Raw genomic sequence first — 25913 nt, 5'->3', positions numbered from 1 at the left:
ACATCCCTTCATGTTCAAAATTATTTTTTCACGCCAAAATCGAGCAGATGGCCAAGCTTGGCCTGTTTCGTGTGCAAATAAACCGTGTTGTCTTCGTTTTCTTCCATTTGGATAGGTATCCGTTCGATGACTTCGAGACCGTAGCCTTCCAGCCCGCGAATTTTGCGGGGGTTGTTCGTCAGCAGCCGGATTTGTCTCACGCCAAGATCCTTCAAAATTTGCGCCCCGATGCCGTAATCCCGCAAATCGGGCGCAAAGCCCAGCTTCAGGTTCGCGTCTACCGTATCGAATCCCTGCTCCTGCAGCTTGTAAGCCTTCAGCTTGTTGATCAGCCCGATGCCCCGGCCCTCCTGACGCATATAGAGGAGCACCCCGGCGCCCGCTTCGTCGATTTGCTTCAAGGCTGCGGCAAGCTGCGGTCCGCAATCGCAGCGGTGGGAATGGAATACATCGCCGGTCAGGCATTCGGAATGAACACGCACCAAGGTAGGGCGGTCGCTGTCAATCTTGCCCTTGACCAAGGCCACATGCTCCTTTTGATCCACGACATTCGTATAAGCGATCGCTTGGAAGACGCCAAAATCGGTTGGCATCCTGACTTCGACTTCACGCTGAACAAGCTTTTCCTTATGATTACGGTATTTGATCAAATCTTGAATCGTGATGATTTTGATGCCGTGCTTCCGGCTGATTTCCATCAGATCAGGCACCCTCGCCATCTCTCCGTCTTCCTTGATCACCTCACAAATGACCCCGGCCGGGTAGGCTCCGCATAAGTTGGCCAGATCTACCGCCGCTTCGGTATGGCCGGCACGGCGCAGCACTCCGCCTTTCTTGGCGATCAGCGGGAAAATATGCCCCGGCCGGCGGAAGCTTTGCGGCTTGGTACGCTTGTCGATCAGCGCCATGACTGTCCGCGAACGCTCCGAAGCCGAAATCCCTGTCGTCGTTTCGATGTGGTCTACGGACACCGTAAACGCGGTGCCATGGTAGTCCGTATTCCGCGAAACCATCGGCGGCAGGTCAAGCTCCCTGGCCCGTTCCCCGGTAATCGGTACGCATACCAGACCGCGGCCTTCTTTGATCATGAAGTTGATGACCTCGGGCGTCGCCTTTTCGGCCAAAGCGACGAAGTCTCCTTCATTCTCGCGGTCTTCGTCATCCACAACGATAATGACTTTGCCGAGTATCAGATCGTAAATCGCTTCTTCGATCGAATGAAAACGGATTGGCTCTTCCATTGCTCTCACTCCTCGTATAGTATGTTTAGAATCTTCTTTTTGAAGAATTTCCAGTTAATCTGCAGTGAAACTATGGTGGACGTAGCCGACCCGCACCGCAGCCCGAAGGGCAAGGAGCGGAAGTCGGGGTCCAGAGAGAAAACCGCTCTTTGACAACTTTAAAAAATACAATTAGGGTCTTGGACTTTTCGTGATGTTCCCAGACAATGAGCTTAGGGTCATTTGGGGAAATTCGTCTCACTCCTGTAGTTCGACTACATCTAAAGTCTGTTTCCCCAGCACTCGTTTGAACTTCTTACCCGCTGGCTGTCCCCTTCGGCAACCCATGCTCGAAGATAGCAGCTTCGAGGCAGCTCATGGACCGAAGGAAGTTCTCATATGCGAGGGTGACTGATCGGCGAGCGCGCTGGGGGCATCCCGAAGAGTCCAATTCCCTAAATCCCGAATCCAGAAGGGAGGGATCACCCTTGAAATTATTTGTCGGTATTGACGTCAGTTCAGAAGAACTGGAAGCGTGTTTCATGAATCCGGAAGGCGATACGCTTGAAACGCTCAAGGTAGAAAACAATCTACACGGTGCCTCGCATCTGCGCGACCGCATCGTGGCTGCTGCGGACAAGCTGCCGGCTTCCGAAATCCATATCGGCCTTGAAGCAACCTCGGTCTATAGCTGGCATCCGGCTATGTACCTGCATGAGGATGCCTCGCTTCAAGAGCGGAAAACCAAGGTGTTCACGATCAACCCGAAGCTTATCAACAAGTTCCGGGAAGCCTACGCGGATATGGACAAGACCGATCGGATCGATGCCTGGATCATCGCCGAACGCCTGCGCTTCGGCCGTCTCACGACGACCATCGTCATGCAGGAGCAGTACATCGCGCTTCAGCGCCTGACGCGCATGCGGTACCATCTGGTTCACAACCTGACACGCGAGAAGCAGTACTTCCTGCAGAATCTGTTCTACAAATGCAATGCGTTTCGTTCCGAAGTCGACAGCTCCGTTTTCGGCCACGCCATCATGGAGATGCTCTCGGAAAAGTTCAGCCTCGATGAGATTGCCGACATGGAAGTCGCCGACTTGGCCGACTATCTCAAGGAGAAGGGAAAGAACCGTTTCCCTGACCCGGAGCATGTCGCCCGCTGCATCCAGAAGGCTGCACGAGCGTCCTACCGCCTTTCAAAGGTCGTAGAGGATTCCATTGATCTGGTTCTCGGCACTTCCATACAGGCCATCCGGAGTATTCAGAGCCAACTGAAAGAGCTGGACAAGGCGATCGAACGCATTCTGGCTGGCATCCCCGGCGCTCAGTGCCTGCGCTCCATTCCGGGCATCGACCGGGTGTACGCCGCCGGCATTCTGGCGGAGATCGGCGACATCGAACGCTTTAGCGATCAGGCCGCCGTAGCTAAATATGCAGGCCTGACATGGCGTAAACATCAGTCCGGGGGCTTTGAGGCCGAAGATACCAAACGCATTCGTTCCGGCAACCGATTCCTTCGTTATTACCTTGTTGAAGCTGCCAACTCGGTGAAAAACCGCGAACCGGAATTCGGCGAGTATTACCGGAAGAAGTACGTTGAAGTGCCTAAGCATCAACACAAACGCGCCCTCGTCTTAACGGCAAGAAAACTTGTGCGTCTGGTCGATGTGCTGCTACGCAACGGCCAACTCTACACGCCTGGAAGGAAGGTGACAACTGCGAAGGATTAACGCCTCCTTTGCCAAAGTCCTTCACGGATTCCCAGTTAAAATCTGGTAATTAACTCGATTTTCGACTGGGTTTAGTTTGGTGTTGCCTTTTTCCCTGAGTCATCGCGTTTTGGGCCAAAATAATTTCCAATTTCCACGAATCAGGGACTTGACATATTACCGCTGGACTTTTTTTCTATCCCCGATGATCTTTGCCTTAGATGAAGCCATTCTCCGCAAGAAAAGCTTCGGTCAGCTTTGCCTTCGGTGAAACCGCCGAGCCGCTTCCGCCGCGGTAAGTCATGAGCCTCTCCATGTACTTGCCCAGCACATCGCCTTCCAGATTGACCTCGTCCCCTTGTTTCTTGTACTGAAGGACCGTCTCGCTAAGCGTGTGCGGTATGATCGATACGGTAAACGAGTTCTCCGCCGCTTCGACAACCGTGAGGCTGATGCCGTCGATCGTGATGGAGCCGTGAGGAATAATATATTTTAGAATACCCGTGTCACGCGGCTCTACACGAAAAACGACCGCGTTCTCTTCCGGGGTTCTTCCTGTAATGACTCCGGTTGTATCTACATGTCCTTGGACGATATGCCCGCCAAAGCGTCCGTTGGCCGGCATCGCGCGTTCGAGGTTGACCGGAGCGCCGGTTGACAGCCGGGACAGGTTGGTCCGACGGTACGTTTCGGGCATCACATCCACGGTAAAGGCAGACTCGTCGAACGAAACGACGGTAAGACATACCCCGTTCACCGAAATGCTGTCTCCGAGCTTAACGTCGTCGAGAATCCGTTTGGCCCCGATTGTCAGTACCATGGCCTGCCCTTGCTTGGCCATGTGACGCAGCGTACCGATTTCTTCTATGATGCCTGTAAACATCCGTTACCCCCCGCTTTCATTTTCGGTATTACTCTCTGCTTCATACCGGGGATACCCGGAGATGCAGATGTCGTTATCGAAGCGTTCAACCTCCAGACGCTCCAATGCTATAGCTTCCCGCATCCTCCCGAATCCGGGAAAATCGAAATTGCCCGGGGCTGCCGCTCCCCCGCCGATGATCTTTGGTGCGTAGAAGAGCACCAATTTGTCCACAAGGCGTGCTTCCAGCAGCGCGCCGCTCAGCTTGCCGCCGCCTTCGACAAGCAGCGAGCCGATCTCGCGCTCGCCCAGCCGCTCCATGGCGGCGCGTAGATCGACTGCCGGCCCCGGGCCGCAGTCGATGACCTCGACGCCGAGCGTTTCGAGCTCGCGGCGGCGCGCTTGGGGCGCCCGTTCGGTCGTCAGCACGACCGTGGGCGCCTCGCCGTCCCGCACGAGCCGTGCGTCGCGCGGGATGCGCAGCGTCGAGTCGACGACGACGCGGATGGGATTCAGACCCGGCACCGGGAGCCGGGTCGTCAAGGCCGGATCATCGGCCAGTACCGTGCCGATGCCGACCATAATCGCCTGATGACGATGGCGCAGCGTGTGAACGTATGAGCGGGAACCGTCGCCCGTAATCCACTTGCTGTCGCCTGTTCTGGCGGCGATTTTGCCGTCCAGCGTGCTGGCGCTCTTGACGGTGACGAACGGCCGGCGGGTGACGATGAACTTGTTGAACGCTTCATTCAGCTTCACAGCCTCCCGCTCCAGCACGCCCGTCGTCACCTCAATGCCGCTCGCGCGAAGCTTCTCGATGCCGCTCCCCGCCACCAGCGGGTTCGGGTCCGTCGCCGCGATCACGACCCGTTTTACGCCTTCACGGATGAGCCGGTCACTGCACGGCGGCGTCTTGCCGTGATGACTGCAGGGCTCGAGCGTGACATAAACCGTGCTGCCCTGCGCTTGCCTTCCGGCCATCTGCAGCGCATGAATTTCGGCATGCGCCTCACCGCGTTTCAAATGCGCGCCCATACCGACCACTCGGCCTTCCTTGACAAGCACGCAGCCGACGACGGGATTAATGCCCGTTTGTCCCGAGGCGGAAGCGGCCAGCTGCAGGGCAAGCCGCATATAAAATTCATCGTTAATACCGCCCGCAGGCATCGTCATGATCCGCCCCCCCATTCTCTTGATGATGCAGCTGGCCGAAACTTTGCGGCCAACGCAAAAAAGCCGCCTTTCGCAATACAAAAGGGGCATGGGATTGTTAACGTATGGGAATGCCGTGGAATTGCACAGGAACAGGACGCCGATACCGCCGTTTACCTCCGGTAAACCATTTCAGCTTGTCAGACATCGACAAGCCGGCGGACGCGGCAGCTTCCTTGTGAAATTACGCACATATGCAAATGACAAGATTTGCTCTTGCTTGGCCTTCCCCTTCTCCCATCCAGACTATACTGTCGGTCTCGGAATTTCACCGAGTCCACCGGCAACGGATGCCTGCCTAATACAAGGCGCATGGCCGCCGCACGGGTCACGGACTGAGTCAAGCAGCTATCGCCGCTTGTCATCACCGCCGGTTGGGAATTTCACCCTGCCCCGAAGGTTCCAGCTATGTTATTTTTAAAACCCAGTATAACGCTTGGAGTAAACTTTGTCTATACCGATTCCAATAATTTATACTTCAGTGACCTGAACGGACTCCATTTTGTCGCGGCCTTTGAAGGCATCGACGTGCTCCATGCCTTTTACGACTTTGCCAAACACCGTGTGCTGGCCGTCCAGATGAGGCTGCGGCTGGTAGCAAATATAGAATTGGCTTCCGCCGGTGTTGCGGCCTGCATGCGCCATAGCCAGCGTACCGCGCTCGTGCTTGTTCGGGTTGATTTCGCAGTTGATCGTGTATCCGGGGCCGCCGGTTCCCGTTCCATGAGGGCATCCTCCTTGAGCTACAAATCCAGGAATGACGCGGTGGAATACAAGGCCGTTATAGAAACCGGAGTTTGCCAGCTTTTCGAAATTAGCTACGGTATTCGGAGCATCCTTGTCGAACAGTTCCAGTACGATTTCGTTTCCGTCAGCCATTTTGATGGTTGCTTGCTTTGCCATAGGTATATACATCTCCTTATTTTCGTCATATATGTAACCGGAAATGATGCTTCAGCAAATATCCCAGGTTGTCCTCAACTATTTTACTATGAAAATCAGCTCCGCACAAATGGTAGATCCGTGTGCCGTTTCAATATGACAACAAAACGCCCAGCCGTCAGCTGAGCGTCTCTTCCATTATGTTGTTTTCGTTACCTGCTTCATCCGCTCAGGCACGACGTCATTCCCCACAAGATACTCAAACGTCTCGCGTTTAACGACCACGTCGGCTTGCCCGTCTTTCACAAAAACGACCGCCGGACGGCGAATGCGGTTATAATTGCTGGCCATCGCGTAATTGTATGCGCCGGTGCAGGCTACGGCAAGCAAATCACCTGTCCGCACCTTCGGCAGATTCACATCCCAGATCAGCATATCTCCGCTTTCGCAGCATTTGCCTGCAATGGAGACGACTTCTTCATTCGGGTCATGCGCGCGGTTGGCAAGCATGGCTTCATACTGCGCTTCGTACAAAGCAGGACGCGGATTATCCGTCATGCCGCCGTCCACCGCTACATATTTGCGGACGCCCGGAATGTCCTTATACGTGCCGACGGTATACAAAGTCGTTCCCGCATCGCCTACAATGCTGCGCCCCGGCTCGATCCAAATTTCCGGAAGCGGATATGCGTGGTTCCCGAAATTGCCGCGGACCGCATCCGTGATCGCTTTGACATATTCCGCCACAGGCAAGGGCGTATCCCCCTCGACATAGCGAATGCCAAAACCGCCGCCCAGATTGATGACGCTAAACGTCACATCAAGCTCCTGACGCACCTTCAAGGCAAAGTCCGTCACTTTGTCCACCGCCAAACGGAATCCGCCCACCTCGAAAATTTGCGAACCGATATGGGAATGCACGCCGAGCAGAATCAAATGAGACAGATCCGATGCTTCTTTGACCGCTTGCATAGCGGAGCCGTTCTCCAAATCGAATCCGAATTTGGAATCCGTTTGACCCGTTGAGATATATTCATGCGTATGCGCATCGACTCCCGGAGTAATGCGAAGCAGGATGTTCACCTTTTGTTTCTTCTCGGCTGCAATCGCATTAAGCATATGCAGCTCCACGAAGTTGTCGACGACAAAGCAGCCGATCTTCGCATCGACGGCCATCTCCAATTCGTATGGCGTCTTATTGTTGCCGTGGAAATGAATCCGCTCCGCCGGAAATCCTGCCTGCAGCGCAGTGTACAGCTCGCCGTCGGACACGACGTCCAGCGACATGCCTTCTTCCTCCACGATGCGGCACATCGCCATGACGCTGAACGCTTTACTGGCGTAAGCTACCTGGAAGCGGAGGCCCGAATGGCGAAAAGCCTCTACAAATTCGCGGCACCGCCGGCGAATCAGCGCTTCATCCATGACATAAAGCGGGGTGCCGAATTTCTTTGCCAATTCTACTGTATCGCAGCCACCGATTTCAAGGTGCCCATTGTCATTGATTTTACTTGTGCCGTGTAAATACATCGTGTGTTATTCCCTCTTCCCTAACTAGACATTTCTTCTAAAGTAACACAGATGGACTCGGACTGACAATAAGCAAAACCTTTCCTTAAGCGCAAAGCCGTAAGGTTTGTTAAAGGCAGGTCTGTCAGCGCTGCGGCTGCCTCGTCCTGTCGGTCGGCTTGGTGATGCTTAACCGGGTTTTCATCGACATAAACGGACGTCTGATGATAATGTCGGCCATCGCTTTGGCGTTAAACGGTATAAACGGCCATAAGTACGGCGTGTTATAAGATCTTTGGAGCGCCAGCATAAGGACAAGCAAGGTAGAGCCAATCACAAGACCGGGCACCTTGAAGACGGCCGTCGCCAACAGCAGACCCAACCGGGCCAACCGGTTCGCGAGGCTGAGCTCATAGCTCGGTGTGGCAAAGGTACCGACAGCCGCCACGGCAAGATACAAAATCACCTCATTGACGAATAATCCGCTTTTCACCGCCACGTCTCCGATCAAAATCGCCGCGACCAAGCCCATCGCCGTCGCCAGCGGAGTAGGCGTATGAATCGCTGCCATCCGCATTAAATCCAGTCCGAACTCGGCAATCAGGAACTGGCCAAGCAGCGGAATTTTCCCCTCCTTCTGCGGTCCGATGAAATCCAGTCCCGCTGGCTTGAGTTCCGGCGCGATCACCATCAGCATCCAGAGCGGCAGCAGGAAAAGCGAAGCGGCAATGCCGAAAAAACGGACCCAGCGCAGGTAGGTTCCGGTCAGCGGGGTTTGCCGGTACTCTTCCGCATGCTGGACATGATGAAAAAATGTCGTCGGCAGGATCATGACGGAAGGCGACGTATCGACGAACACAATCAAATGTCCCTCCAGCAAATGCGCCGAGACGACATCCGGACGCTCGGAGAACCGTACCATAGGATAAGGATTCCACCCTTTGCCAATGATGGCCTCTTCCAGCTGCTTCTCTGCTAACGGCATCCCGTCCACATCGACCTGTTGAATTTTGTCGCGAACCGCTTCCACCAAATTTTTGTCGCAAATATCCTGAATATACCCAATGCAGATATCGGTCTGCGTCCGTTTACCGGCTTGGGTGATTTCCAGCTTCAAACGGGGGTCGCGAATTCTGCGGCGCACCAGGGTTACGTTCGTCAGCAGCGTTTCCACAAAACCGTCCCGCGACCCGCGCACTACCCGCTCCAGATCCGGTTCCTCCGTGGAGCGGACAGGGAAGCTTTTGGCATCCACCAGCACCGCTTCCTCGTAGCCTTCGAAGAAAAAAGCCGTTCCGCCTATCGCCGCATGATCAATGGCTTCTTTCAGCTTCTTTGTCTTCGTCACTTGAATATGGGGAATCAGCGCTTGCTCGAAAAGCGCGATCACATCCGACTGTTCCTTGCCCCGATCGCCTTGGCCTGCTGTGTGCCCGTCGTCCTGATGCCTTTGATCCGCATAGGATAGACGCACCAGAATATCGGTCAGCACCGTATCCTTGGCAAATCCGTTGTAATAAAATATGCCGGTATTTTGACCTCCAAACACCATTTCCCGGAACACCACATCGAAGCTTTTATTCAACCCCACCTGCTCTTCCAGCTGCCTTTTTAAACGCCCGAAATCCTTTGAAATGGATGTATCCTTCATCAGCTCGCGTTCTTCTTCAGTCAATGTCCATTCTTGATGAAAAGAGCCGGATTCTCCCTTAGGACTGCCGCCGGATGAAGCTTCTGATTCGATGTGAGGCTGCGGCATCTCCGATTCGGTTTCGGAGTTGTCAATAATGTTTCCCTCGCTGTCTATAGCCAGCTTCTCCTCCGATTTTCCGTTTTGCCTATCTTCCTTCTGAGGGTCCGAACCCGTTCGGACCCTCAAAAGCTTCGCTCTTTTGTACGGCTTCATCCCTTTATCCTCCTTGATACGAATAAGAATCACTTCAGCACACCCAGCCAATCGATTAGCGACCCGATGACTTTACCGAAAATCATCGCCATCAGCAGCCAAATCATAAATGGCTCCATACGGATCCGCTTGGCCAAAATCGGCAGCACATTAATCACTTCTGTCAGCGCGGCCGCGAGCATTCCGACAAAGATACCGGCAAACAGACCGAACCCTGCCGCAGCCATCGGAAAAAGAAAATACGTCCATTCAAAAAAATCGGTCAGCGTAAAAAACAGCGAGCCGAAAATAACGGCTATTTCATAAGACCGGATGTTTTTATACGATCTGGTAATTTGAGCCAATCGGGGGATGACATCCAGCACGACCAGAAACGCTACCATACCGCTGCCAACCACCAGTCCGCCGCCGATCCCGATAAACATCTGAAGCAGGACATCAAGAATCCCGATGAGAAGTCGCCTCCTCCTCCCGAGAATGCTTTGCTTGCATTTTTCCATATTCATCTGTAATGATGTAATGATTCAGGTTTTCCTGATACATGAACATTTCCACTTCAAGCGGGCTCGGTTCTTCATTGAATTTTTTCTTGAACAAATGGTTGAAGAACGTCATCATCCCGATGCCGATCCCGATCGAATAAGGAATTTGCAGCAGCAGCGGATGCTCTGTCTCCTTGCCGGTAAGAAGTTTATAAATATGCCGGTGCACTTCGGCCATGCTGACATCCGCGTGAAAGTTCATGATGGCTAACCCCGATCCTACAAACAGCAGCAGCCAGACGAGCACGATCAACACCAGGCTGGAGGGCTTCGAGCGCCCTTGGATTTCAATCAACGCATGAGGTTCCCCAAAAAGCTCGATTTGCATGGAAGGATACAGCTCCTTCACCTTGCGGACAATCAGCATCATATCGATCAGCACCAGGCTTCCGTCCTGTTCGTCGGGACGGTACAGCTCCAGCATCTGCAGCTTTTGCTCATACTCCGGCTCCGCCAGCAATTGTGCAATTTGTCCCAGATATACCGGTTCACCGCGGCGCACTTGCATTTTTTTGCGCAAACGTATATACAGGGATGGAACAGAAGCAGACGGCATGTTGCAGTTCCTCCCTTTTGACGCAGTTTGTCTTGTTTGCCTTAGTATGAATAAAAACCCACTTTCATAAACACGCCTTTTTTTGGCATAATTTAACTTGCCGCAGGCAGCATAATGAGAGATTTTTTAACAAAAATTAAGCTTATTAACAATGAACTCACTCTCAACACAAGGAAGGTGTCATAGGACATGACAAAAACAGCTTTAACGCTCGTAATTATCGGGGCACTGAACTGGCTGCTTGTGGGATTATTTGAATGGGATTTGGTTACGGCGCTGCTGGGAGGAGATGTTCACCGCGAATCTTCCGGCTTAAGCCGTATTGTCTATACCCTGGTCGGACTTGCCGGCCTTTACTGCATCGGGCTGTTGTTTCGCGACGACGTAAAAGCCGGATAACTTTTCCCGGATAAACGAAAAGAGGATGAGCTCCGGCTCGTCCTCTTTAAACCTCACTGTGCAATTTGGTTTTTTATGGATTGCAGTATTTTTTTCTCCAGCCGGGATACCTGCACTTGAGAAATCCCAAGACGGGTTGCGACCTCCGACTGCGTCTGATCCCGAAAATACCGCAGATACACGATCAAACGCTCCCGCTCGCTTAATGATCCGATCGCCTCGTTCAACGCAAGCTTATCAAACCACTTGTCCTGCGCTTCGTCGGCAATCTGATCCATCAGCGTAATCGGGTCGCCATCGTTCTCAAAGACGGTTTCGTGAATGGAGGAAAGCGGCTTGTTCGCCTCCTGGGCAAAGACCACGTCTTCGGGAGAAATCTGGAGTTCTTCGGCTACTTCCTTCACCGTGGGAAGTCGGCCATTTCGTTTGGAAAGCTCATCCTTGGTTTTGCGGATTTTGTTGGCCAGCTCCTTAAGTGAACGGCTGACTTTAAGTGTTCCGTCATCCCTGAGGAAACGCTGAATCTCCCCAATAATCATCGGTACGGCGTAAGTTGAAAACTTTACATCATACGACAGGTCAAACTTGTCAACCGACTTCAACAGGCCGATGCAGCCGATCTGAAACAAATCCTCGGCTTCATAACCGCGGTTTAAAAACCGCTGTACCACCGACCAAACGAGACGGATATTGCAGTTCACCAGCGTCTCCCTGGCAAGCGCATCCCCTGATTGGCTTAACGCGATCAAGCGCTTGACTTCGGCATCGTCCAAATAACTGTGAGAGGCGTTCTTCAAATCCACATCCATAAGATCAGACCCCTAATTGAATAAAGCTTTTTTCGATTCGATTCGCTTCTTCATCCTGACTGTGGTGCCTGTGCCAAGTGCGGTAGTGACTTCGATTTCATCCATGAAATTTTCCATGATCGTAAAGCCCATGCCCGAACGCTCCAATTCCGGTTTGGAAGTATACAGAGGCTGCTTAGCCAGATCCAGATCCTCGATCCCCGCTCCCTGATCTTCCACTGTGATAAAAACGGTATCCCCTTCGATTTGTGCGGTAATCGTCACTACGCCATCCGGACGATTATCGTAACCGTGGATAATGGAGTTGGTCACAGCCTCTGAAACCACGGTTTTGATATCCGTCAATTCATTCAAGGTCGGGTCGAGTTGAGATACAAAAGCGGCAACGGCCACACGTGCAAATGATTCGTTCTCAGAGCGGCTTGCAAACTGAAGCGTCATAAAGTTGCGTTCACTCATGATACGACCTCCAAACTTTGGATCGCTTTTCTTTCGTTATCCTGGATCGATAAAATTTTGAACAGGCCCGACATTTCAAGAAGACGGTACACGGACGGATTCACGTCGCAAACGACCATTTTCCCGCCTCTGGCCGTAATCAGTTTATAGCGTCCAAGTATGACTCCCAGGCCGGAGCTATCCATGAAGGTCAGATCCTTTAAGCTCAAAATGATATGGCTGCTGTTGCCCCTCAGAATCGCTTCTTCCATCTTCGTCTTTACGGTATCCGCCGTATGATGGTCAAGCTCGCCTTTAAGCCTTACAATCAGCATTTTACGATAATGTTCAAGTTCAATTTGCAAACTCAAACTGCTCACTCCTTCCCGTCTATGCCCACTCTTTTCTACACAGAGGAAACCATCTCCTGCACCTCCGACAAAACTAGAAGAAAAGCGCCAGAACTAGAAAAATTGCGACACCTTGCGCAAAGCGGATAAAACCAAATCCCCGCTAGCGGCGTTCATCTGCTGCGGGGACTCATGATGTCGATTCGTGTGAGCAGCGTATCTCTAACTTCAATCCAGGAAAAGCAGGCGTTTAGCCGTCCGTTTCGTCAGCGTCCACCAACCGGCTTTTTTGACATCTACCGGCGATTCCAGCGCAAACTCGGTGAGTACCTGATCATCTTTGTATACGACAAGCTTGCCAATCGGCTGTCCCGCAGCGATCGGCGCCTTCAAATTAGGCAGCAACTGCAGTTCATGGCGAATGCCGTTTACGCCATCGCCCTTCTTGAGCAGGACGCTGTAGGGATGCTTGGCCGTCAAAGGAACGATAGGGGTTTCACCCTTGCCTACCCTCATTTCACCCATTGTATCTCCGGTTTTGTAAATCGGAAGGCTCGTAAACTGGGAGAAGGCGTAATCAAACAGCTTCGTTACCTCCGCATTGCGGGTCTTGGTGTCGGGTTCACCCATGACGACGGAAATCACACGGAGATTGTCCCTTTTGGCCGTGGCCGACAGACAAAATTTCGCTTCACTGGTATAACCGGTTTTTAGTCCGTCCGCACCGGTATAGAAACGAACCAATTTGTTCGTATTCACCAGCCAGAAAGGTCTGGGCGATTCTTTTCTCAAGTAGTCCTGATACAGGCCTGTGTATTTAGTAATTTCTTCGTGCTTCAGCAGTTCTTTGGACATCAGCGCAATATCGTAAGCCGAAGAATAGTGATTCTCCGCAGGAAGCCCGTTCGGGTTAACGAAACGGGTATTTTTCATGCCAAGCTGCTCGGCCCGCTCATTCATCATACGCACGAACGCTTCCTCCGAGCCTGCTATTTTCTCAGCTACCGCCACAGAAGCATCATTACCCGAAGCCAATGCTATGCCCTTGAGCATGTCTTCAACGGTCATTTCCTCTCCTGGCTCCAGGAAAATTTGCGATCCGCCCATCGAGGCTGCGTATTCACTGGTACGCACCTTTTCGTCCATCTTGATTTTCCCTTGATCCAGTGCTTCCATAACCAGCAGCATCGTCATGATCTTCGTGATACTGGCCGGAGGCAGCTTGGCATCTTTATTTTTTTCAAAAATAATGGTTCCTGTATCTGCATCCATGACAACGGCAGACGTTGAATTCGGCGCCAGGTCAATCGGCTGGGCCGCCTTGCCTTCCTCTGCCATAGCGGTTGGAAGCATAAGAAGAAGCAAAAGCTGAACGGATAACCCTAGTTTCAATACTTTGCTGATCATAGCCTGTTCTACCCCTCCTGACTGAAGCTCAAGTTTAAATTGCTGGTAATTAGTGTTGACCATTACCCAACAAAATATTCCAATGGTGAAAAGAAATGGAGCGGGCTGCAAGCGCCTCGCTTAATATCCAGGGAGGACACCCCTGCAGCCGTACAAAAGCCAGAGCGATCCGACGGGCGGATTCTCTGGCTTCACTAGAAAAGCACCCTGATGGGTTTGCTGATTACCTTGCGTTCGGGAACACTCTTTGTACGATCTCGGAAAATTCCTGCACGAAGCCCGATATCGGTCTGCCTGCCTGCACATCGTCAACATAGCGGTTTACCCGGCTCACAAAATCAGGGTTGACCGAAACGTAAACGTTCCGGATATTTGCGTCGGTGGCACGAACCTTCTCCGCAATCTGAGACTCGACGTCCTGGGACACTTGAGTTTGACCGCCCTTGAGTACAGCGGCGACATAAGCGTTGCGGCGGGTCACCAGAACGTTTGCCGATTGGACGCCCGGCACCTCGGAAACGATTTTTTCAGCGGCTTTATCGGCAACCTCAACTCTTTCTTCCGTTTCACTCAAGGGACGCGTTTCCTGGCTTGGCGCAGCTTGCTGCTGAACCTGCTGCCGGTCGTTTTGCGCCTGCGGCCGGTTCGCGCAGCCGGCGGCTAACATCGCCAGGCAGCAAAGAGCGATTCCGGATGTGCTTAACAGCCTATTACGAATTTTCATTCACATAACCCCTCCTTGTATTTGATTCGCTATGTAGTATGCTTTATCCAGCACAAAGAAATGCATAAAAAAGGCGATTCCATCATGAGCAATTTTGGCATGAAAAAACTCGAGCTTCGTTTTGCTCGAGTCATTGTTTTTTATAGATGCCGCACTCCGTTTCGGGTCACAACGGCATAAATCAGCTTCGATCTTGGCGCCGGAGCCTCCGTAATCGTAAACGCGGCAGCAGTCCGCTCGCACATCCGGGCCGTATCGGCCGGTTCATTCCGGTTCATGTACAGCTCGGCCAGAGGCTCCCCTGCCTTTACGGTATCCCCGACGCGTTTGAACAGCTTGATACCGACGGCCAAATCGATAGGGTCCTCCTTCGTGGCGCGGCCTGCGCCGAGCAGCATGGCAGTAACTCCTAACGCCTCCGCATCGATCGCGGCAATACTGCCGTCGGCAGGGGAGGGCACAGGCACCCGGTATGCGGCCTCAGGCAGCCGATCGGGTTCATCGGCTACACGCGCATCTCCCCCCTGGGCCTTGATCAACTGCTTCAGCTTTTCCAGCGCCTCTCCGCTCTTTAGCAGCTGGTCGACCAGTTGCTTCGCTTCCGTTTCATCCTGCGCTTTGCCGCCCAGAAGGACCATATGCTTAGCAAGCTCCCGGCAAAGCTCCGTCAGCTCAGCCGGTCCTTGCCCCTTCAGCGTCTCTATGGCTTCGCGCACCTCCAGAGCGTTGCCAATGGACGGTCCGAGCGGTTCATCCATATTCGTGATCACCGCAACCGTCTCACGGCCAATCTCCGTGCCAATCTCCACCATCGCCTTCGCCAACCGGACGGAATCCTCCAGAGATTTCATGAACGCTCCCCGGCCGGTTTTGACGTCCAGCACGATGGCATCCGCGCCGGATGCAATTTTCTTGCTCATAATGGAGCTTGCAATCAGAGGTATGGATTCGACGGTTGCCGTTACATCGCGCAGCGCATACAGCTTTTTGTCCGCCGGAGTCAAATTGCCGGATTGGCCCACGACGGCCAGACCGATTTCCTTCACTTGATTCAGGAACTGCTCTTTGGTGCGTTCCACCTCAAAGCCTGGAATCGCCTCCAGCTTATCAATGGTTCCTCCCGTGTGTCCGAGCCCTCTTCCCGACATTTTGGCTACCGGGATTCCTGCAGCCGCCACCAATGGAGCCAGAATTAAGGTCGTCGTATCGCCGACGCCGCCGGTACTGTGCTTGTCGACTTTGACGCCGGGAATGGAGCTCAAATCCACTTGCTCGCCCGAACGGACCATCGCCATCGTAAGCTCAGCCGTTTCCCGTGCCGTCATTCCATTGAAAAACACCGCCATCGCCCACGCAGACAATTGGTAATCCGGAATGTCTCCGCGAGTGTAGCCTTCAATCAGGAAATCCAGTTCTTCCTTTGTCAGCTCGCCGCCATCCCTTTTCTTATGTATGATATCGACCGTCCTCACGCAATCCGCACCTCGCATTTTACCATATTACAAGTATTATATGCGCCGCAGGACCAAAAGAAAAGGAAGCCGAGGTAAAACCCTCAAGCTTCCTTGTGCAGTCGTTATTGAATTATTGAACGATCAGCTTCGTTTTCATATCCGCATGGCCTGGACCGCATGGCAGCGAGCAATGCACTTCATACTCGCCCGGTTTGTCGAAAGTCACTTCCATGGACTTGGTATTGTTGTCAAGCTTTACGTTCGTGCCTACGATTTCAATCGCATGCAGACCTTCCTTGTTTTGCAAAGAAACGGTCACTTTTTCGCCGGCTTTCACGGTGTACTCCGCTTGATCGAACTTATAGTTCGTAGCAACGAACTTCAATGTCGGACCCGCAGCTTCTTCCTGCGCCATCTCCGCTTGACGCGCCGAGATATTCTGGAACAGCACTCCCGTACCGAGGAGACAAGCGATGATGAATAGTGAAAACATAGCCCATTTTTGCATAGGTAATTCCCCCCTTACTGTTAGCCGTTAAGACGTATAGTCTTATTGTACAAAATACGCATCAATTTACACATGCCCTTTGAGGTCGAACAGGTGAAAAATTTGTGACAAATTTAGCTAATCAGCATCTTCAGCTATTATGCCCCAAGCTATTTTAGCATAAAACTATTACGGCAACAAAACATCGATACTAAAACTCCGCCGCATGGACAGAGTGCTCGGTTCGAATATTAAGAAGCGCTTCCCGGATCTGGAATCCGCTGCCCCGTTCAAGACGCCTGGCCTCCTGTTCCTTTATCACTGGAGCGTACTTGCGAATCGTATAATCGTGATCAGGAAAGCCATAATATGAAAGCTGAAGAATGCTTCTTGCAGGGGGAGGTGTCCCGGATGTGCGCTAAACAACAAGGACATGCCAATCAAAATACAACGACAAGAACAAGCGATAAGGGCGCAAAAAAATCGAAGTAACCTTAAAAAAGGCGTCCCCATTGGCAGCTCTCGGAAAGCGCCTTTACTTGATTTGAGGCAAAATAACCTGGCCGGTGGCCAGGTTATTGCTTTACAGCAGTCTTCGATGGGAATGCAGCCTCCGCAGCGGCTCCCCAATTACACACTGACCTCCCGCACAAACCGGCAGACCAGTTCGATGAATACCGGCTTCGTCCGGTTCGCTACGGCGACCACCTGCTCGTGCGTAAGCGGCTCGAGCTCCTCTCCAATCGCCATGTCGGTGATGCAGGAGATGCCGAGCACCTTCAGGCCGGCATGACTGGCCGCGATGACCTCTCCGACGGTAGACATGCCAATGGCGTCTCCTCCGAGCCGGGCCAGCATCGTCAGCTCGGCGGGAGGCAAATAATTCGGGCCGCTGATTCCCGCATAGACGCCTTCCTGCAACCGTACAGGTTCATTGCGCTCATGTCCTATTTGTTCTGAAATTTGTTTAGCCAATGCACGGTATTCCCGGTTGTAAGCTTCAGACATATCCGGAAACCGAGGCCCCAGTTCAGGATGATTGATGCCGATAAGCGGATTGTCACCGGTCATATTCAGATGATCGGTGATCAGCATTAAATCACCAGCTTGGAATGTTCGATTCATTCCCCCGGCCGCATTGGTGATAACCAAAGATCGGACCCCCAGTTGCTTCATGACATAGATCGGAAATACAACCTTTTTCATCGAATAACCTTCATAATAGTGAAAGCGCCCTTGCATGACGATGACGGATTTGCCCTCGAGCCTGCCGATGACGAACTGGCCTGCATGTCCTTCTACCGTAGAAACCGGAAAATGCGGTATGCGTTCATAAGGAATCGTGACAGCATCCTCTACCTGGGCGGCCATGTCGCCAAGACCGGAGCCGAGAACAAGACCGATATCGAGCGAACGGCGGTCAATCCGATCGCTGATCCATTGAGCAGACTCCTGGATGTGTTCTGCATAATAAGGTTCCATTGCTTTCACCTCTCCTTTCAATGTCAGACGCAGACCGGAACGCTAAATGCGCGGAATAATACCTACAATAAGCTTCAAGAACGTTTGCTTCACCCGCTCCGTCGTCTCCATCACTTCCTGGTGGGACAGCGGCTGATCCAGGATGCCTGCAGCCATATTGCTGATGCAGGAGAAACCCAGTACCTCAATGCCTGCATGGCGGGCGACCAGCACTTCAGCTACCGTCGACATGCCCACGGCGTCTGCGCCGAGCGTACGCATCATCCGGATTTCAGCCGGTGTTTCATACGATGGCCCCAACAGACCGATATAGACGCCTTCTTGAAGCTTCTGCCCTTGCTCGGAGGCTACCGTCTTGGCTATATCGCGCAACCGGCGGCTGTATGCCTCGGACATATCCGGAAAACGGACACCAAGCTCGCTGTGATTGGGGCCGATCAGCGGGTTGCGGAACGTAAAGTTGATATGGTCCTTAATCAGCATCAAATCGCCCACATTATAAGAAGTATTAATGCCCCCGGCCGCATTGGTGACAAGCAGTATTTTAACGCCTAGCGCCTTCATGACCCGGATGGGGAAGGAAACCGTCTCGACACTGTAACCTTCATACATGTGAAAGCGCCCTTTCATCAACAAGACATGGCGCCCGCTAACCGTGCCCAGCAGCAGCTCGCCTGCATGTCCTTCCACGGTAGACACCGGAAAATGGGGAATATCCTCATAAGGAATCACCACACCATCCTGCACCATATCCGCGATCACGCCCAGTCCGGAGCCGAGCACCAGACCGATTTCAGGTTCAATCGGATATTTGCTGCGGATATATTCCGCGGCCTCCTTAATATTTTGCAGCAACGCGTTTTGTTCCATGAACAAACACGCTCCCTTCATCTTCGTCGTTTATTGTAAATCGTTTAAAAAGCTTGTTCCATTCTTCACGGCGGTCAGGTTAAAATTATCGGCAATCGTAGCTGCAATATCGGCGAACGTATGACGAACGCCCAGCGATCCCGCCGATTGAAAAGCCGGGTTGTATACCAGCAGCGGAACATATTCCCGGGTATGATCGGTTCCGTGATGAACCGGATCGTTCCCGTGGTCCGCGGTCAAAATCAGCAAATCCTCTTCGCCAATCCGCTCCATCAGCTTCGGCAGCCAATCGTCGAATTCGTTCAAGGCCTTCGCATACCCTTCGGGATCTCTCCGATGCCCGTACAAGGAATCGAAATCGACCAGGTTCGTAAACAGCAGCCCTTCGAAAGCCTGCGAAAGCTTGTCTATCGTCTTGTGTATACCATCCAGATTGCTCTTGGTGGGATTCGATTCCGTAACCCCTTCCCCGGAAAAAATATCGTTAATTTTACCTACGGAGATCACGTCGTATCCCGCATCCTTGAGCAAATTCATAACGTTAGGCGCAGGAGGCTTAACGGCATAATCATGCCTGTTCGGCGTCCGCGTGAAAGCTCCGGGCTTTCCTATGTACGGACGAGCGATAACGCGGCCGACGGCATAGGGTTCATCCAGCGTCAAGCGCCGGGCGATTTCACAGCCGCGGTACAGTTCTTCCAGCGGTATAATTTCTTCATGGGCCGCCAGCTGCAGTACGCTATCGGCGGAAGTATAGAGGATCCATGCCCCCGTCTCCATCTGTTCGGCACCGAGTTCATCCAGAATCTCCGTGCCGGAGGCCGCTTTGTTGCCGATGACCTTGCGACCGGTTTCTTTCTCAAAACGTTCGATCAGCTCTGCCGGAAATCCGTCAGGAAATACGTTGAAGGGGGTCTCTACCTTCAGCCCCATGATTTCCCAATGCCCGGTCATTGTATCTTTGCCGACCGATACCTCAGCCATTTTTCCGTAGTATCCCTGCGGCTTCTCTACCGGTGGAATTCCTTGCAAGGGAGCAATATTCCCCAGCCCGAGCCGCTGCATGTGGGGCAATCTCAGCGAGGACACCCGCTCCGCAATATGCCCCAGGGTATGAGCTCCGGTATCTCCAAAACGCGCTGCATCAGGAAGCTCGCCGATGCCTACGCTGTCCAATACAATCACTGCCATGCGTTTATATTTCAAACCTGCCCCACCTCTCTTTTTAGATGACTAACTCATGAGCTTATTATCGCAAACCATAGTGGCTTTTGCAAAATCCGCCGAATGGAAACAACCCGTCTTCCGTTCACACGAAAGGCGGGCGAATCAGCCGTTATTTAATTCCGGCTCTAGGGTGGGTGCGGTTGTAAACGTCTTTCATTTTGCCCCGTCCCACCTGGGTGTAAATTTGCGTGGTGGAAATATCGGCATGGCCGAGCATTTCTTGAACAGAACGCAAGTCAGCCCCGTTCTCCAGCAGATGAGCGGCGAACGAATGACGAAGGGTATGCGGCGTGATTTCCATCTGGATATCCGATTCCACAGCATATCGTTTAATGATTTTCCAAAACCCCTGTCTTGTCATGCGCGTTCCCAAATGATTGATAAACAGCGCTTCCTCGTCCTTGGATTTTTTCAGCAATTTTGGACGCATCTTTTCGATATATTCCGCTACATATTGGGAAGCGATGCTTCCCAGCGGAACGATTCTTTCCTTGGCTTTACCTACGCAGCGAATAAACCCGACCGTCAGGTCCACGCTGTCCACATCAAGCGAGACCAGTTCCGATACCCGGATCCCGGTGGCGTAAAGCACCTCCAGCATCGCTTTATCGCGCATCCCGTTGGGCGTTGACGTCGGCGGCGATTCCAGCAGCCTCTCCATCTCGGAAACGGAAAGCACTTTGGGTACCCGCTTCTCCAGCTTCGGAGTCTCCATATGCATGGAAGGATCATTTTCCAGCATCCGTTCTTTCACCATGTACTGATAAAACGAACGGATGGATACCATATTACGGGAAAGCGTTGCCGTAGCCCGCCCCATCTGTTTTAACTTAAGCAGGTAAGACGAAATGCTCACCTTCCCGCTGTCCTTCAGCGAATGAACGCCTGATTGCTCCAAAAAATGGATGTATTGCTGCAAGTCGCGTTCATAAGAGTCCAGCGTATTTTGGGCTAAGCCTCGTTCTTCAGATAAAAATCGGATAAACGATTTCAAATCGTTTTTCATGAGAGCCTGATCCCCTTCTGTGTTGTCAAGCTGCAGTATTACATAAAAATTCAACAAAAAGGGGGGATTTCCTGCCTCGTCACAGCATTTTTATTCACCGATCCAATAAAAAAGTTTCAGCCGCTCTCCCATACTGACAGACGGGGATATTGCAGCATGCTCATTATGAAACACCTTCACCGCTCCGCCGGCCGGCGCTTTGTATTTAGGCATAGGCTCAATAAAACGGGTGACCATTAGCAGTATATGATACATCGCAAAGGTGAACGCCAGAAACAACAGCATGAATCGCATACGGCCCATCCACTTACGGATACGAATATGAAAGATCATAGCCTGTACTCTCCCCTTTCCTCTAAAAGACTATGATCTTTCGGACGCGATTATGTGCGGGTCGCCGCTCTCTTCAGCTAATAGGCAAAAGCGTATCAAGACCTGTGTACGGCAAGCCTACGGCCTCCGCTACGGCGCTGTGAGTCACATGACCGCGATACGTGTTCACGCCGTGCTTTAATGGCCCGTTACCGTTTAACGCCCGGGTGACTCCCTTACCGGCAAGCTCCAAAGCGTAAGCGATCGTCACATTGGTTAAAGCGAGGGTAGACGTCCGCGGCACGGCCCCGGGCATATTCGCAACGGCATAATGGATCACGCCGTGCTTCACGTATGTCGGCTGGCTGTGCGTAGTCACACGGTCCACGGTGGCAATCGAGCCTCCCTGATCGACGGCCACATCGACAATGACAGCCCCCGGCTTCATCTGTTTTACCATTTCTTCTGTAACCAGCTTCGGCGCTTTCGCACCGGGGATAAGAACGGCGCCGATCAAAAGATCCGCCTTCTGCACCGCATTGGCAATATTGTACGGATTGGACATGAGTGTTCGAATCCGTCCGTGAAACACGTCGTCCAGATAGCGAATCCGGTCGGCGTTTTTCTCAATCACAACGACATTGGCTCCAAGACCCAGCGCCATTTTGGCGGCGTTGGTGCCAACGATCCCGCCGCCCAGAATAATCACGTCCGCAGGAGGCACACCCGGTACGCCGCCAAGAAGGATGCCCCGTCCTCCGTAAAATTGCTCCAGGAATTGAGCCCCCACCTGAACCGACATCCGGCCGGCCACTTCGCTCATAGGCGTCAAAAGAGGTAGGCTGCCGTTAGGCATTTGAATCGTTTCGTAGGCGATGGCCGTCATCTTGGTGCGGACCAGGGCCTCGGTCAGCAGCTGTTCGTTCGCCAAGTGCAAATAGGCAAAGAGTGTCAAATCTTCACGAAAATAGATGAATTCCTGAGGCAGCGGCTCCTTCACCTTCATGATCATTTCCGACTTCGCCCATACCTCGGCCGCCTCCGGGATCAGCACGGCGCCTTCTTTGGCATAATCCTCGTCAGAAAAGCCGCTGCCGGCACCCGCTCCCCTTTCAATGATAACGGTATGACCTGCCGCCTTCAGCATCGCTGCCCCTCCGGGTGTCAAGGCCACCCGATTCTCATTACTCTTGATTTCCTTCGGTATTCCTATGATCATGAGTCAATCTCCTCCCTCATCGACAAAACGTACTATATAGGATTTGTCATAATGGTGTGAATATGTAAAGTATGCAAAAAACCTTCAGCCTGAATCGATACTCAAGCCGAAGGTTTCGGGTTCATGTTTTGTTCTTATCCCGGCAGCGGTGACAAATGCCCTGGAAATCCAGCCGGTGATCGAGTACTTGAAACCGGAACTCCCGCTCCAGCCGTTCCTCGAGCATGCCAAGCCAATCTTCCATAATTTCGTCCACGGCTCCGCACTGCACACATATCAGATGGTGATGATGATGATGAGTACTGTCGTTTCGCAAATCGTACCGTGCCACGCCGTCGCCAAAATTCATCTTCTCGAGCACATGCAGCTCGCTTAGCAGTTCCAGTGTCCGGTATACGGTAGCAAGGCCAATCTCCGGCGCTTTATCCTTTACGAGCATGAAGACATCTTCCGCACTCAGATGGTCTTCCTCGTTCTCAAGCAGCACCCGGACGGTCGCTTCACGCTGCGGTGTCAGCTTATAGCCTTGAGACTGAAGCTGCTGCTTTATTTTTTCGATGCGAGATTCCATGCTTTTCCCCCTACGGGTTTTGTGAAAGCAAAACCTTACTCGTAAGCCCACGCTTCGGGTTTCGCACAGCAAAGCCTTACTTGTAAGCCGTGATTTTGGGTTTTGCACAACAAAACCTTACTCGTAAGCAATGCTTTCGGTTTTGCGCAGCAAAACCTTTCATAAGCATTAACTACAGGATTCTTATGCTTACATTATAGGAGGTGAAACGCAAGAAAGTCAAACCTTTTAGCCCTATCCTCAAGAGGGCGGCATTGTGATTAGCATCGGTGCAACCCATTTCATCATGACAGGTGAAACATGGGCTTCAAATACAGCGACTCCGATCAGCATGAAACCGGAAGCGAGAATGGTCCCGGAAAGCTGCATAAAAGGCTCGTAAAGAGTGCCTTTTCGGCTGATAAACCGGTTTTTCACCAGAAGAATGGAAAACGAAATCGCGGACACACTGCAAATAATCAGCAGCGGAATGACAATCAAATTTTGCGGAACGACCGAAACCAGCGCGAACAAAAGCCCTTTCCAGGAAAGCGTGCCCACCATATAACCGACCGAAAATCCAATCAGCACGCCTTTCAGAAAGTCAAGAATAAGAATAAGCGGCAGTCCGATAACGGATAGTCCGAGCAGCCAGATGATCAGGACCCATTTGATGTGCATGGTGAAAGACTCCTTGATGGAGGAAGCCGTCCCGCTTTCCAGACCGCCTTGAGTTACAATGGAAAAAAAATTGCCGAGATACCTTGTAATCTCCTGCTTTTGCTCCAGCGAGAGGGCGTTTACCATGACGGCGCCAAAGACGACTCCTGTTACGAAAATTACACCGACAAAAATATACAGCGACAAATGCTCCTTCATATATTGCTCTAGCGTTCGGTTGCGCAACATGCTGCCATGCCCCCCTTGTCCGATTACTAGAGCATATGAAAAAGCGCCTCCCATTATGACTTCAGGCTTCCACCTTCCCGTATTTGCCGCCTCCGCCCGTTGCGAGCCGCAGTTTTCCGGAGCGTGCATCCGTCAAATAGCGGGCGATGGTCTCGCCTGCGGCTTCCGCAAGCTCCTCATACGCAGCCCGGTGCAGCATATTCATTTCGGTGCCGAAACGGGCGAGCAGCCGATGAAGCGTCTTGGGACCGAGGCCGGGGATATACTCAAGCGGAACCTGGTAATGATATGGCGGACGGTCAGCGGGAATGACGGGTTCGTCCCGATCGGCGATATCCAGAATCCGGTCCATGACCCCGTTGACGAGCTTCGTACTGCCGCAGTATAGACAGCGCTCCGTCGCGATGGCATGCTGTTCGTCCAATATATGATTGCAGCTGCTGCAGTAAGTCCGATGGTATTTGCCCAGCCGCGGGTTCAAACCGTAGTTCGCCAGCACCCGACGTCCCTCTTCCCTATTCAGCGCTTTGCGCAGTTCATCGAAGGTCGGGCGCTCTAGCGCAAGCTTGTTATATTCACGCCCGATCTTGGGCAGAGAGTGCGCATCGGAGTTGGTCAGGAACGTATATCGGTCCAACTCGCTGATATACCCCGCCATCACCGAATCCGCGCTCAGGCCCAGCTCTACCGCCGCGATACCGTCCAGATCAAGCAGGTGCTCCATCCGGGTGGAGCAGCTGCCGTACACACTCTTGTGCGGTGTAAAAATGTGGGCGGGCACCATCAGCCCTCCACGATCGATGACCTCCCGCTGCAGTTCACGGGCTGTAGTATAGATGCGCTGAGAACTCAGATTCACGTTCTTCATATAGTTACCGAGCCAATCCGTAAACTGCAGCATGTCGGAAAGCTTGGGCAAATATGCGATCAGGTGAGCCGTGCCCAACCCCGGATCCCGCACCTCGATTTCACAGCCTAAGATGATGGTTGTATGGTGATACCGGATGCCTCCGCCATCGAGCTCCTCCATATCGCCCCGTTCCAAATAATGCACCATCTCCCGCTGCACTCCGGGCGAATGACAATCAATGATGCCAACGATATCGATACCTTTGCGCTCCGAGGCTTCCTGAGCAATGTTATAAAACGTCAGATTTTTCGCCGCGCTGATTTTGACCGCTTCTCCTTCTTCCGTCCGTCCGATATGGATATGAAGGTCGGCATAATAATCCTGCAGTGACATATCAGAACTTCCCTGTCAGTTTATAGATTTGCCAGGCATATATCGCCATGATCGTCTTCGCGTCGCTGATCCGCCCTTCAGCCACATACTGCTGCGCTTGCTCGAGCGTAATGGCTTCGATCTCAAGGAACTCGTCCTCATCCGGTTGGGCCTCCCCTTTGGTCAGGCCCTGGGCTACATACAGATGAATGATCTCATCGGCAAAGCCGGGAGATGTATAGAATGAACTTAGAAGCTGAAGCGAAGCGCTGGTGTAGCCGGTTTCTTCCTCCAGTTCCCGACGGGCGCAGTTTTCCGGCTTCTCGCCAGGTTCTAATTTACCTGCGGGGATTTCAATCTGGCTTTTTTCGAGCGGCTTGCGGTACTGCTCTACGACAAGCATCCGATCATCGGGGGTGATGGCGAGTACGGCCACGGCTCCCGGATGCTTCACAATTTCGCGGGTCGCCTCCGACCCGTTTGGCAGCTTGACGGTATCCACCTGGAGAGAAATGATCCTTCCCTGGAATACAGATCGGGTAGAGATAGTAACCTCTTCAAATTTTTTATGGGAAATTGAAGTCATGACCGGATTCCTTTCTTACCATTTGGTTATTTTAATTATAAGACATCGATTTATTATACCA

The 25913-nt window shown here is 52.4% G+C and carries 27 protein-coding genes and 1 riboswitch; of the genes, 2 read left to right on the top strand and 25 right to left on the bottom strand.

Annotated features, from left to right (window positions below; translation table 11 throughout):
• Positions 1-20: 20 nt before the first annotated feature.
• A complete protein-coding gene (locus EXW96_RS08745; protein ID WP_174350351.1) occupies positions 21-1241 on the bottom strand; it encodes a bifunctional 3,4-dihydroxy-2-butanone-4-phosphate synthase/GTP cyclohydrolase II in 1221 nt (406 codons plus the stop codon).
• A 467-nt stretch (positions 1242-1708) separates the two neighbouring features.
• On the opposite strand from EXW96_RS08745, the gene EXW96_RS08740 reads away from it, so the two are divergent.
• Positions 1709-2953: an IS110 family RNA-guided transposase gene (locus EXW96_RS08740; RefSeq protein WP_074730232.1), complete on the top strand. Its 1245-nt coding sequence runs from the start codon at positions 1709-1711 to the stop codon at positions 2951-2953.
• Between the two features lie 196 nt (positions 2954-3149).
• Here EXW96_RS08740 and ribE read toward each other — a convergent pair whose 3' ends face one another.
• The 7 genes from ribE to EXW96_RS08705 form a co-directional block, all read right to left on the bottom strand.
• A complete protein-coding gene (ribE, locus tag EXW96_RS08735; protein ID WP_174350350.1) occupies positions 3150-3815 on the bottom strand; it encodes a riboflavin synthase in 666 nt (221 codons plus the stop codon).
• Positions 3816-3818: 3 nt separating this feature from the next.
• Positions 3819-4961, bottom strand: a complete 1143-nt coding sequence (ribD, locus tag EXW96_RS08730; protein ID WP_174350440.1) for a bifunctional diaminohydroxyphosphoribosylaminopyrimidine deaminase/5-amino-6-(5-phosphoribosylamino)uracil reductase RibD — start codon at positions 4959-4961, stop codon at positions 3819-3821.
• A gap of 270 nt (positions 4962-5231) precedes the next feature.
• A riboswitch (FMN riboswitch) is annotated at positions 5232-5411 on the bottom strand.
• 66 nt (positions 5412-5477) lie between these two features.
• Positions 5478-5909 carry a peptidylprolyl isomerase gene (locus EXW96_RS08725; RefSeq protein WP_062408906.1) on the bottom strand — a complete coding sequence of 144 codons (432 nt, stop codon included), beginning with the start codon at positions 5907-5909 and terminating at the stop codon, positions 5478-5480.
• Positions 5910-6086: 177 nt separating this feature from the next.
• Entirely contained in the window at positions 6087-7418 is a 1332-nt protein-coding gene (gene lysA, locus EXW96_RS08720) for a diaminopimelate decarboxylase (RefSeq protein WP_062408907.1), read from the bottom strand.
• A 124-nt stretch (positions 7419-7542) separates the two neighbouring features.
• On the bottom strand, positions 7543-9303 hold the full coding sequence (locus EXW96_RS08715; RefSeq protein ID WP_254611286.1) for a spore germination protein: 1761 nt from the start codon (positions 9301-9303) through the stop codon (positions 7543-7545).
• 29 nt (positions 9304-9332) lie between these two features.
• The gene (locus EXW96_RS08710) at positions 9333-9728 is read right to left on the bottom strand and encodes a stage V sporulation protein AB (RefSeq protein WP_062408908.1); all 396 of its coding nucleotides are present in this window, start codon (positions 9726-9728) and stop codon (positions 9333-9335) included.
• Between the two features lie 13 nt (positions 9729-9741).
• Positions 9742-10401, bottom strand: a complete 660-nt coding sequence (locus EXW96_RS08705; protein WP_174350348.1) for a stage V sporulation protein AA — start codon at positions 10399-10401, stop codon at positions 9742-9744.
• Positions 10402-10590: 189 nt separating this feature from the next.
• On the opposite strand from EXW96_RS08705, the gene EXW96_RS08700 reads away from it, so the two are divergent.
• Entirely contained in the window at positions 10591-10800 is a 210-nt protein-coding gene (locus EXW96_RS08700; RefSeq protein ID WP_174350347.1) for a DUF378 domain-containing protein, read from the top strand.
• A gap of 53 nt (positions 10801-10853) precedes the next feature.
• Here EXW96_RS08700 and sigF read toward each other — a convergent pair whose 3' ends face one another.
• The 17 genes from sigF to EXW96_RS08615 form a co-directional block, all read right to left on the bottom strand.
• Positions 10854-11609, bottom strand: a complete 756-nt coding sequence (sigF, locus tag EXW96_RS08695; protein ID WP_054817777.1) for an RNA polymerase sporulation sigma factor SigF — start codon at positions 11607-11609, stop codon at positions 10854-10856.
• Between the two features lie 12 nt (positions 11610-11621).
• Positions 11622-12068 carry an anti-sigma F factor gene (spoIIAB, locus tag EXW96_RS08690; protein WP_054817776.1) on the bottom strand — a complete coding sequence of 149 codons (447 nt, stop codon included), beginning with the start codon at positions 12066-12068 and terminating at the stop codon, positions 11622-11624.
• Positions 12065-12418 carry an anti-sigma F factor antagonist gene (gene spoIIAA / locus EXW96_RS08685; protein ID WP_054817775.1) on the bottom strand — a complete coding sequence of 118 codons (354 nt, stop codon included), beginning with the start codon at positions 12416-12418 and terminating at the stop codon, positions 12065-12067. The genes spoIIAB and spoIIAA overlap by 4 nt, the downstream gene beginning before the upstream one ends.
• 207 nt (positions 12419-12625) lie before the next feature.
• A complete protein-coding gene (locus EXW96_RS08680) occupies positions 12626-13804 on the bottom strand; it encodes a D-alanyl-D-alanine carboxypeptidase family protein (RefSeq protein ID WP_062408910.1) in 1179 nt (392 codons plus the stop codon).
• A gap of 223 nt (positions 13805-14027) precedes the next feature.
• Positions 14028-14528 (bottom strand): YhcN/YlaJ family sporulation lipoprotein, encoded by a 501-nt coding sequence (locus EXW96_RS08675; RefSeq protein ID WP_054817774.1) that lies wholly within the window; start codon positions 14526-14528, stop codon positions 14028-14030.
• Between the two features lie 140 nt (positions 14529-14668).
• Positions 14669-16000, bottom strand: a complete 1332-nt coding sequence (locus EXW96_RS08670) for a pyrimidine-nucleoside phosphorylase (RefSeq protein ID WP_174350346.1) — start codon at positions 15998-16000, stop codon at positions 14669-14671.
• 112 nt (positions 16001-16112) lie between these two features.
• Positions 16113-16490 (bottom strand): cupredoxin domain-containing protein, encoded by a 378-nt coding sequence (locus EXW96_RS08665; RefSeq protein ID WP_062408912.1) that lies wholly within the window; start codon positions 16488-16490, stop codon positions 16113-16115.
• 609 nt (positions 16491-17099) lie between these two features.
• Entirely contained in the window at positions 17100-17951 is an 852-nt protein-coding gene (locus tag EXW96_RS08660; protein ID WP_054817771.1) for a purine-nucleoside phosphorylase, read from the bottom strand.
• Positions 17952-17993: 42 nt separating this feature from the next.
• On the bottom strand, positions 17994-18821 hold the full coding sequence (locus tag EXW96_RS08655) for a purine-nucleoside phosphorylase (protein ID WP_054817789.1): 828 nt from the start codon (positions 18819-18821) through the stop codon (positions 17994-17996).
• Between the two features lie 30 nt (positions 18822-18851).
• Positions 18852-20012, bottom strand: coding sequence for a phosphopentomutase (gene deoB, locus EXW96_RS08650; RefSeq protein ID WP_054817788.1), 1161 nt, complete (start codon positions 20010-20012; stop codon positions 18852-18854).
• A gap of 145 nt (positions 20013-20157) precedes the next feature.
• The gene (xerD, locus tag EXW96_RS08645) at positions 20158-21054 is read right to left on the bottom strand and encodes a site-specific tyrosine recombinase XerD (RefSeq protein WP_062410960.1); all 897 of its coding nucleotides are present in this window, start codon (positions 21052-21054) and stop codon (positions 20158-20160) included.
• A 90-nt stretch (positions 21055-21144) separates the two neighbouring features.
• The gene (locus EXW96_RS08640; protein WP_174350345.1) at positions 21145-21387 is read right to left on the bottom strand and encodes a DUF4227 family protein; all 243 of its coding nucleotides are present in this window, start codon (positions 21385-21387) and stop codon (positions 21145-21147) included.
• Between the two features lie 73 nt (positions 21388-21460).
• Positions 21461-22585 carry an alanine dehydrogenase gene (ald, locus tag EXW96_RS08635; RefSeq protein WP_174350344.1) on the bottom strand — a complete coding sequence of 375 codons (1125 nt, stop codon included), beginning with the start codon at positions 22583-22585 and terminating at the stop codon, positions 21461-21463.
• A gap of 121 nt (positions 22586-22706) precedes the next feature.
• Positions 22707-23156 carry a ferric iron uptake transcriptional regulator gene (gene fur, locus EXW96_RS08630; protein WP_054817769.1) on the bottom strand — a complete coding sequence of 150 codons (450 nt, stop codon included), beginning with the start codon at positions 23154-23156 and terminating at the stop codon, positions 22707-22709.
• Between the two features lie 240 nt (positions 23157-23396).
• Positions 23397-24044 carry a stage II sporulation protein M gene (spoIIM, locus tag EXW96_RS08625; protein WP_174350343.1) on the bottom strand — a complete coding sequence of 216 codons (648 nt, stop codon included), beginning with the start codon at positions 24042-24044 and terminating at the stop codon, positions 23397-23399.
• Positions 24045-24105: 61 nt separating this feature from the next.
• Complete coding sequence (locus EXW96_RS08620) at positions 24106-25287, bottom strand: endonuclease Q family protein (protein WP_062408917.1); 1182 nt, start codon at positions 25285-25287, stop codon at positions 24106-24108.
• Position 25288: 1 nt separating this feature from the next.
• Positions 25289-25852, bottom strand: a complete 564-nt coding sequence (locus EXW96_RS08615) for an NUDIX hydrolase (RefSeq protein ID WP_174350342.1) — start codon at positions 25850-25852, stop codon at positions 25289-25291.
• Positions 25853-25913: the final 61 nt, after the last annotated feature.

This window comes from Paenibacillus sp. JMULE4 (genome assembly GCF_013337105.1).
Taxonomy (GTDB): domain Bacteria; phylum Bacillota; class Bacilli; order Paenibacillales; family NBRC-103111; genus Paenibacillus_G; species Paenibacillus_G naphthalenovorans.
The sequence above is the reverse complement of the archived record's forward strand: the minus strand, read 5'-3'. Positions and strand labels throughout refer to the sequence as shown.

Coding starts and splice junctions, on each gene's coding strand:
- EXW96_RS08745 (WP_174350351.1), bottom strand. CDS start 1,241: ATGGAAGAGCCAATCCGTTTTCATTCGATCGAAGAAGCGATTTACGAT.
- xerD (WP_062410960.1), bottom strand. CDS start 21,054: ATGAAAAACGATTTGAAATCGTTTATCCGATTTTTATCTGAAGAACGA.
- EXW96_RS08675 (WP_054817774.1), bottom strand. CDS start 14,528: ATGAAAATTCGTAATAGGCTGTTAAGCACATCCGGAATCGCTCTTTGC.
- ald (WP_174350344.1), bottom strand. CDS start 22,585: ATGATCATAGGAATACCGAAGGAAATCAAGAGTAATGAGAATCGGGTG.
- lysA (WP_062408907.1), bottom strand. CDS start 7,418: ATGTATTTACACGGCACAAGTAAAATCAATGACAATGGGCACCTTGAA.
- EXW96_RS08640 (WP_174350345.1), bottom strand. CDS start 21,387: ATGATCTTTCATATTCGTATCCGTAAGTGGATGGGCCGTATGCGATTC.
- EXW96_RS08700 (WP_174350347.1), top strand. CDS start 10,591: ATGACAAAAACAGCTTTAACGCTCGTAATTATCGGGGCACTGAACTGG.
- ribE (WP_174350350.1), bottom strand. CDS start 3,815: ATGTTTACAGGCATCATAGAAGAAATCGGTACGCTGCGTCACATGGCC.
- sigF (WP_054817777.1), bottom strand. CDS start 11,609: ATGGATGTGGATTTGAAGAACGCCTCTCACAGTTATTTGGACGATGCC.
- EXW96_RS08665 (WP_062408912.1), bottom strand. CDS start 16,490: ATGCAAAAATGGGCTATGTTTTCACTATTCATCATCGCTTGTCTCCTC.
- EXW96_RS08725 (WP_062408906.1), bottom strand. CDS start 5,909: ATGGCAAAGCAAGCAACCATCAAAATGGCTGACGGAAACGAAATCGTA.
- EXW96_RS08680 (WP_062408910.1), bottom strand. CDS start 13,804: ATGATCAGCAAAGTATTGAAACTAGGGTTATCCGTTCAGCTTTTGCTT.
- EXW96_RS08660 (WP_054817771.1), bottom strand. CDS start 17,951: ATGGAACCTTATTATGCAGAACACATCCAGGAGTCTGCTCAATGGATC.
- ribD (WP_174350440.1), bottom strand. CDS start 4,961: ATGCCTGCGGGCGGTATTAACGATGAATTTTATATGCGGCTTGCCCTG.
- spoIIAB (WP_054817776.1), bottom strand. CDS start 12,068: ATGAGTGAACGCAACTTTATGACGCTTCAGTTTGCAAGCCGCTCTGAG.
- deoB (WP_054817788.1), bottom strand. CDS start 20,012: ATGGCAGTGATTGTATTGGACAGCGTAGGCATCGGCGAGCTTCCTGAT.
- EXW96_RS08615 (WP_174350342.1), bottom strand. CDS start 25,852: ATGACTTCAATTTCCCATAAAAAATTTGAAGAGGTTACTATCTCTACC.
- EXW96_RS08710 (WP_062408908.1), bottom strand. CDS start 9,728: ATGTTTATCGGGATCGGCGGCGGACTGGTGGTTGGCAGCGGTATGGTA.
- EXW96_RS08715 (WP_254611286.1), bottom strand. CDS start 9,303: ATGAAGCCGTACAAAAGAGCGAAGCTTTTGAGGGTCCGAACGGGTTCG.
- spoIIM (WP_174350343.1), bottom strand. CDS start 24,044: ATGTTGCGCAACCGAACGCTAGAGCAATATATGAAGGAGCATTTGTCG.
- EXW96_RS08655 (WP_054817789.1), bottom strand. CDS start 18,821: ATGGAACAAAACGCGTTGCTGCAAAATATTAAGGAGGCCGCGGAATAT.
- EXW96_RS08705 (WP_174350348.1), bottom strand. CDS start 10,401: ATGCCGTCTGCTTCTGTTCCATCCCTGTATATACGTTTGCGCAAAAAA.
- fur (WP_054817769.1), bottom strand. CDS start 23,156: ATGGAATCTCGCATCGAAAAAATAAAGCAGCAGCTTCAGTCTCAAGGC.
- EXW96_RS08620 (WP_062408917.1), bottom strand. CDS start 25,287: ATGTCACTGCAGGATTATTATGCCGACCTTCATATCCATATCGGACGG.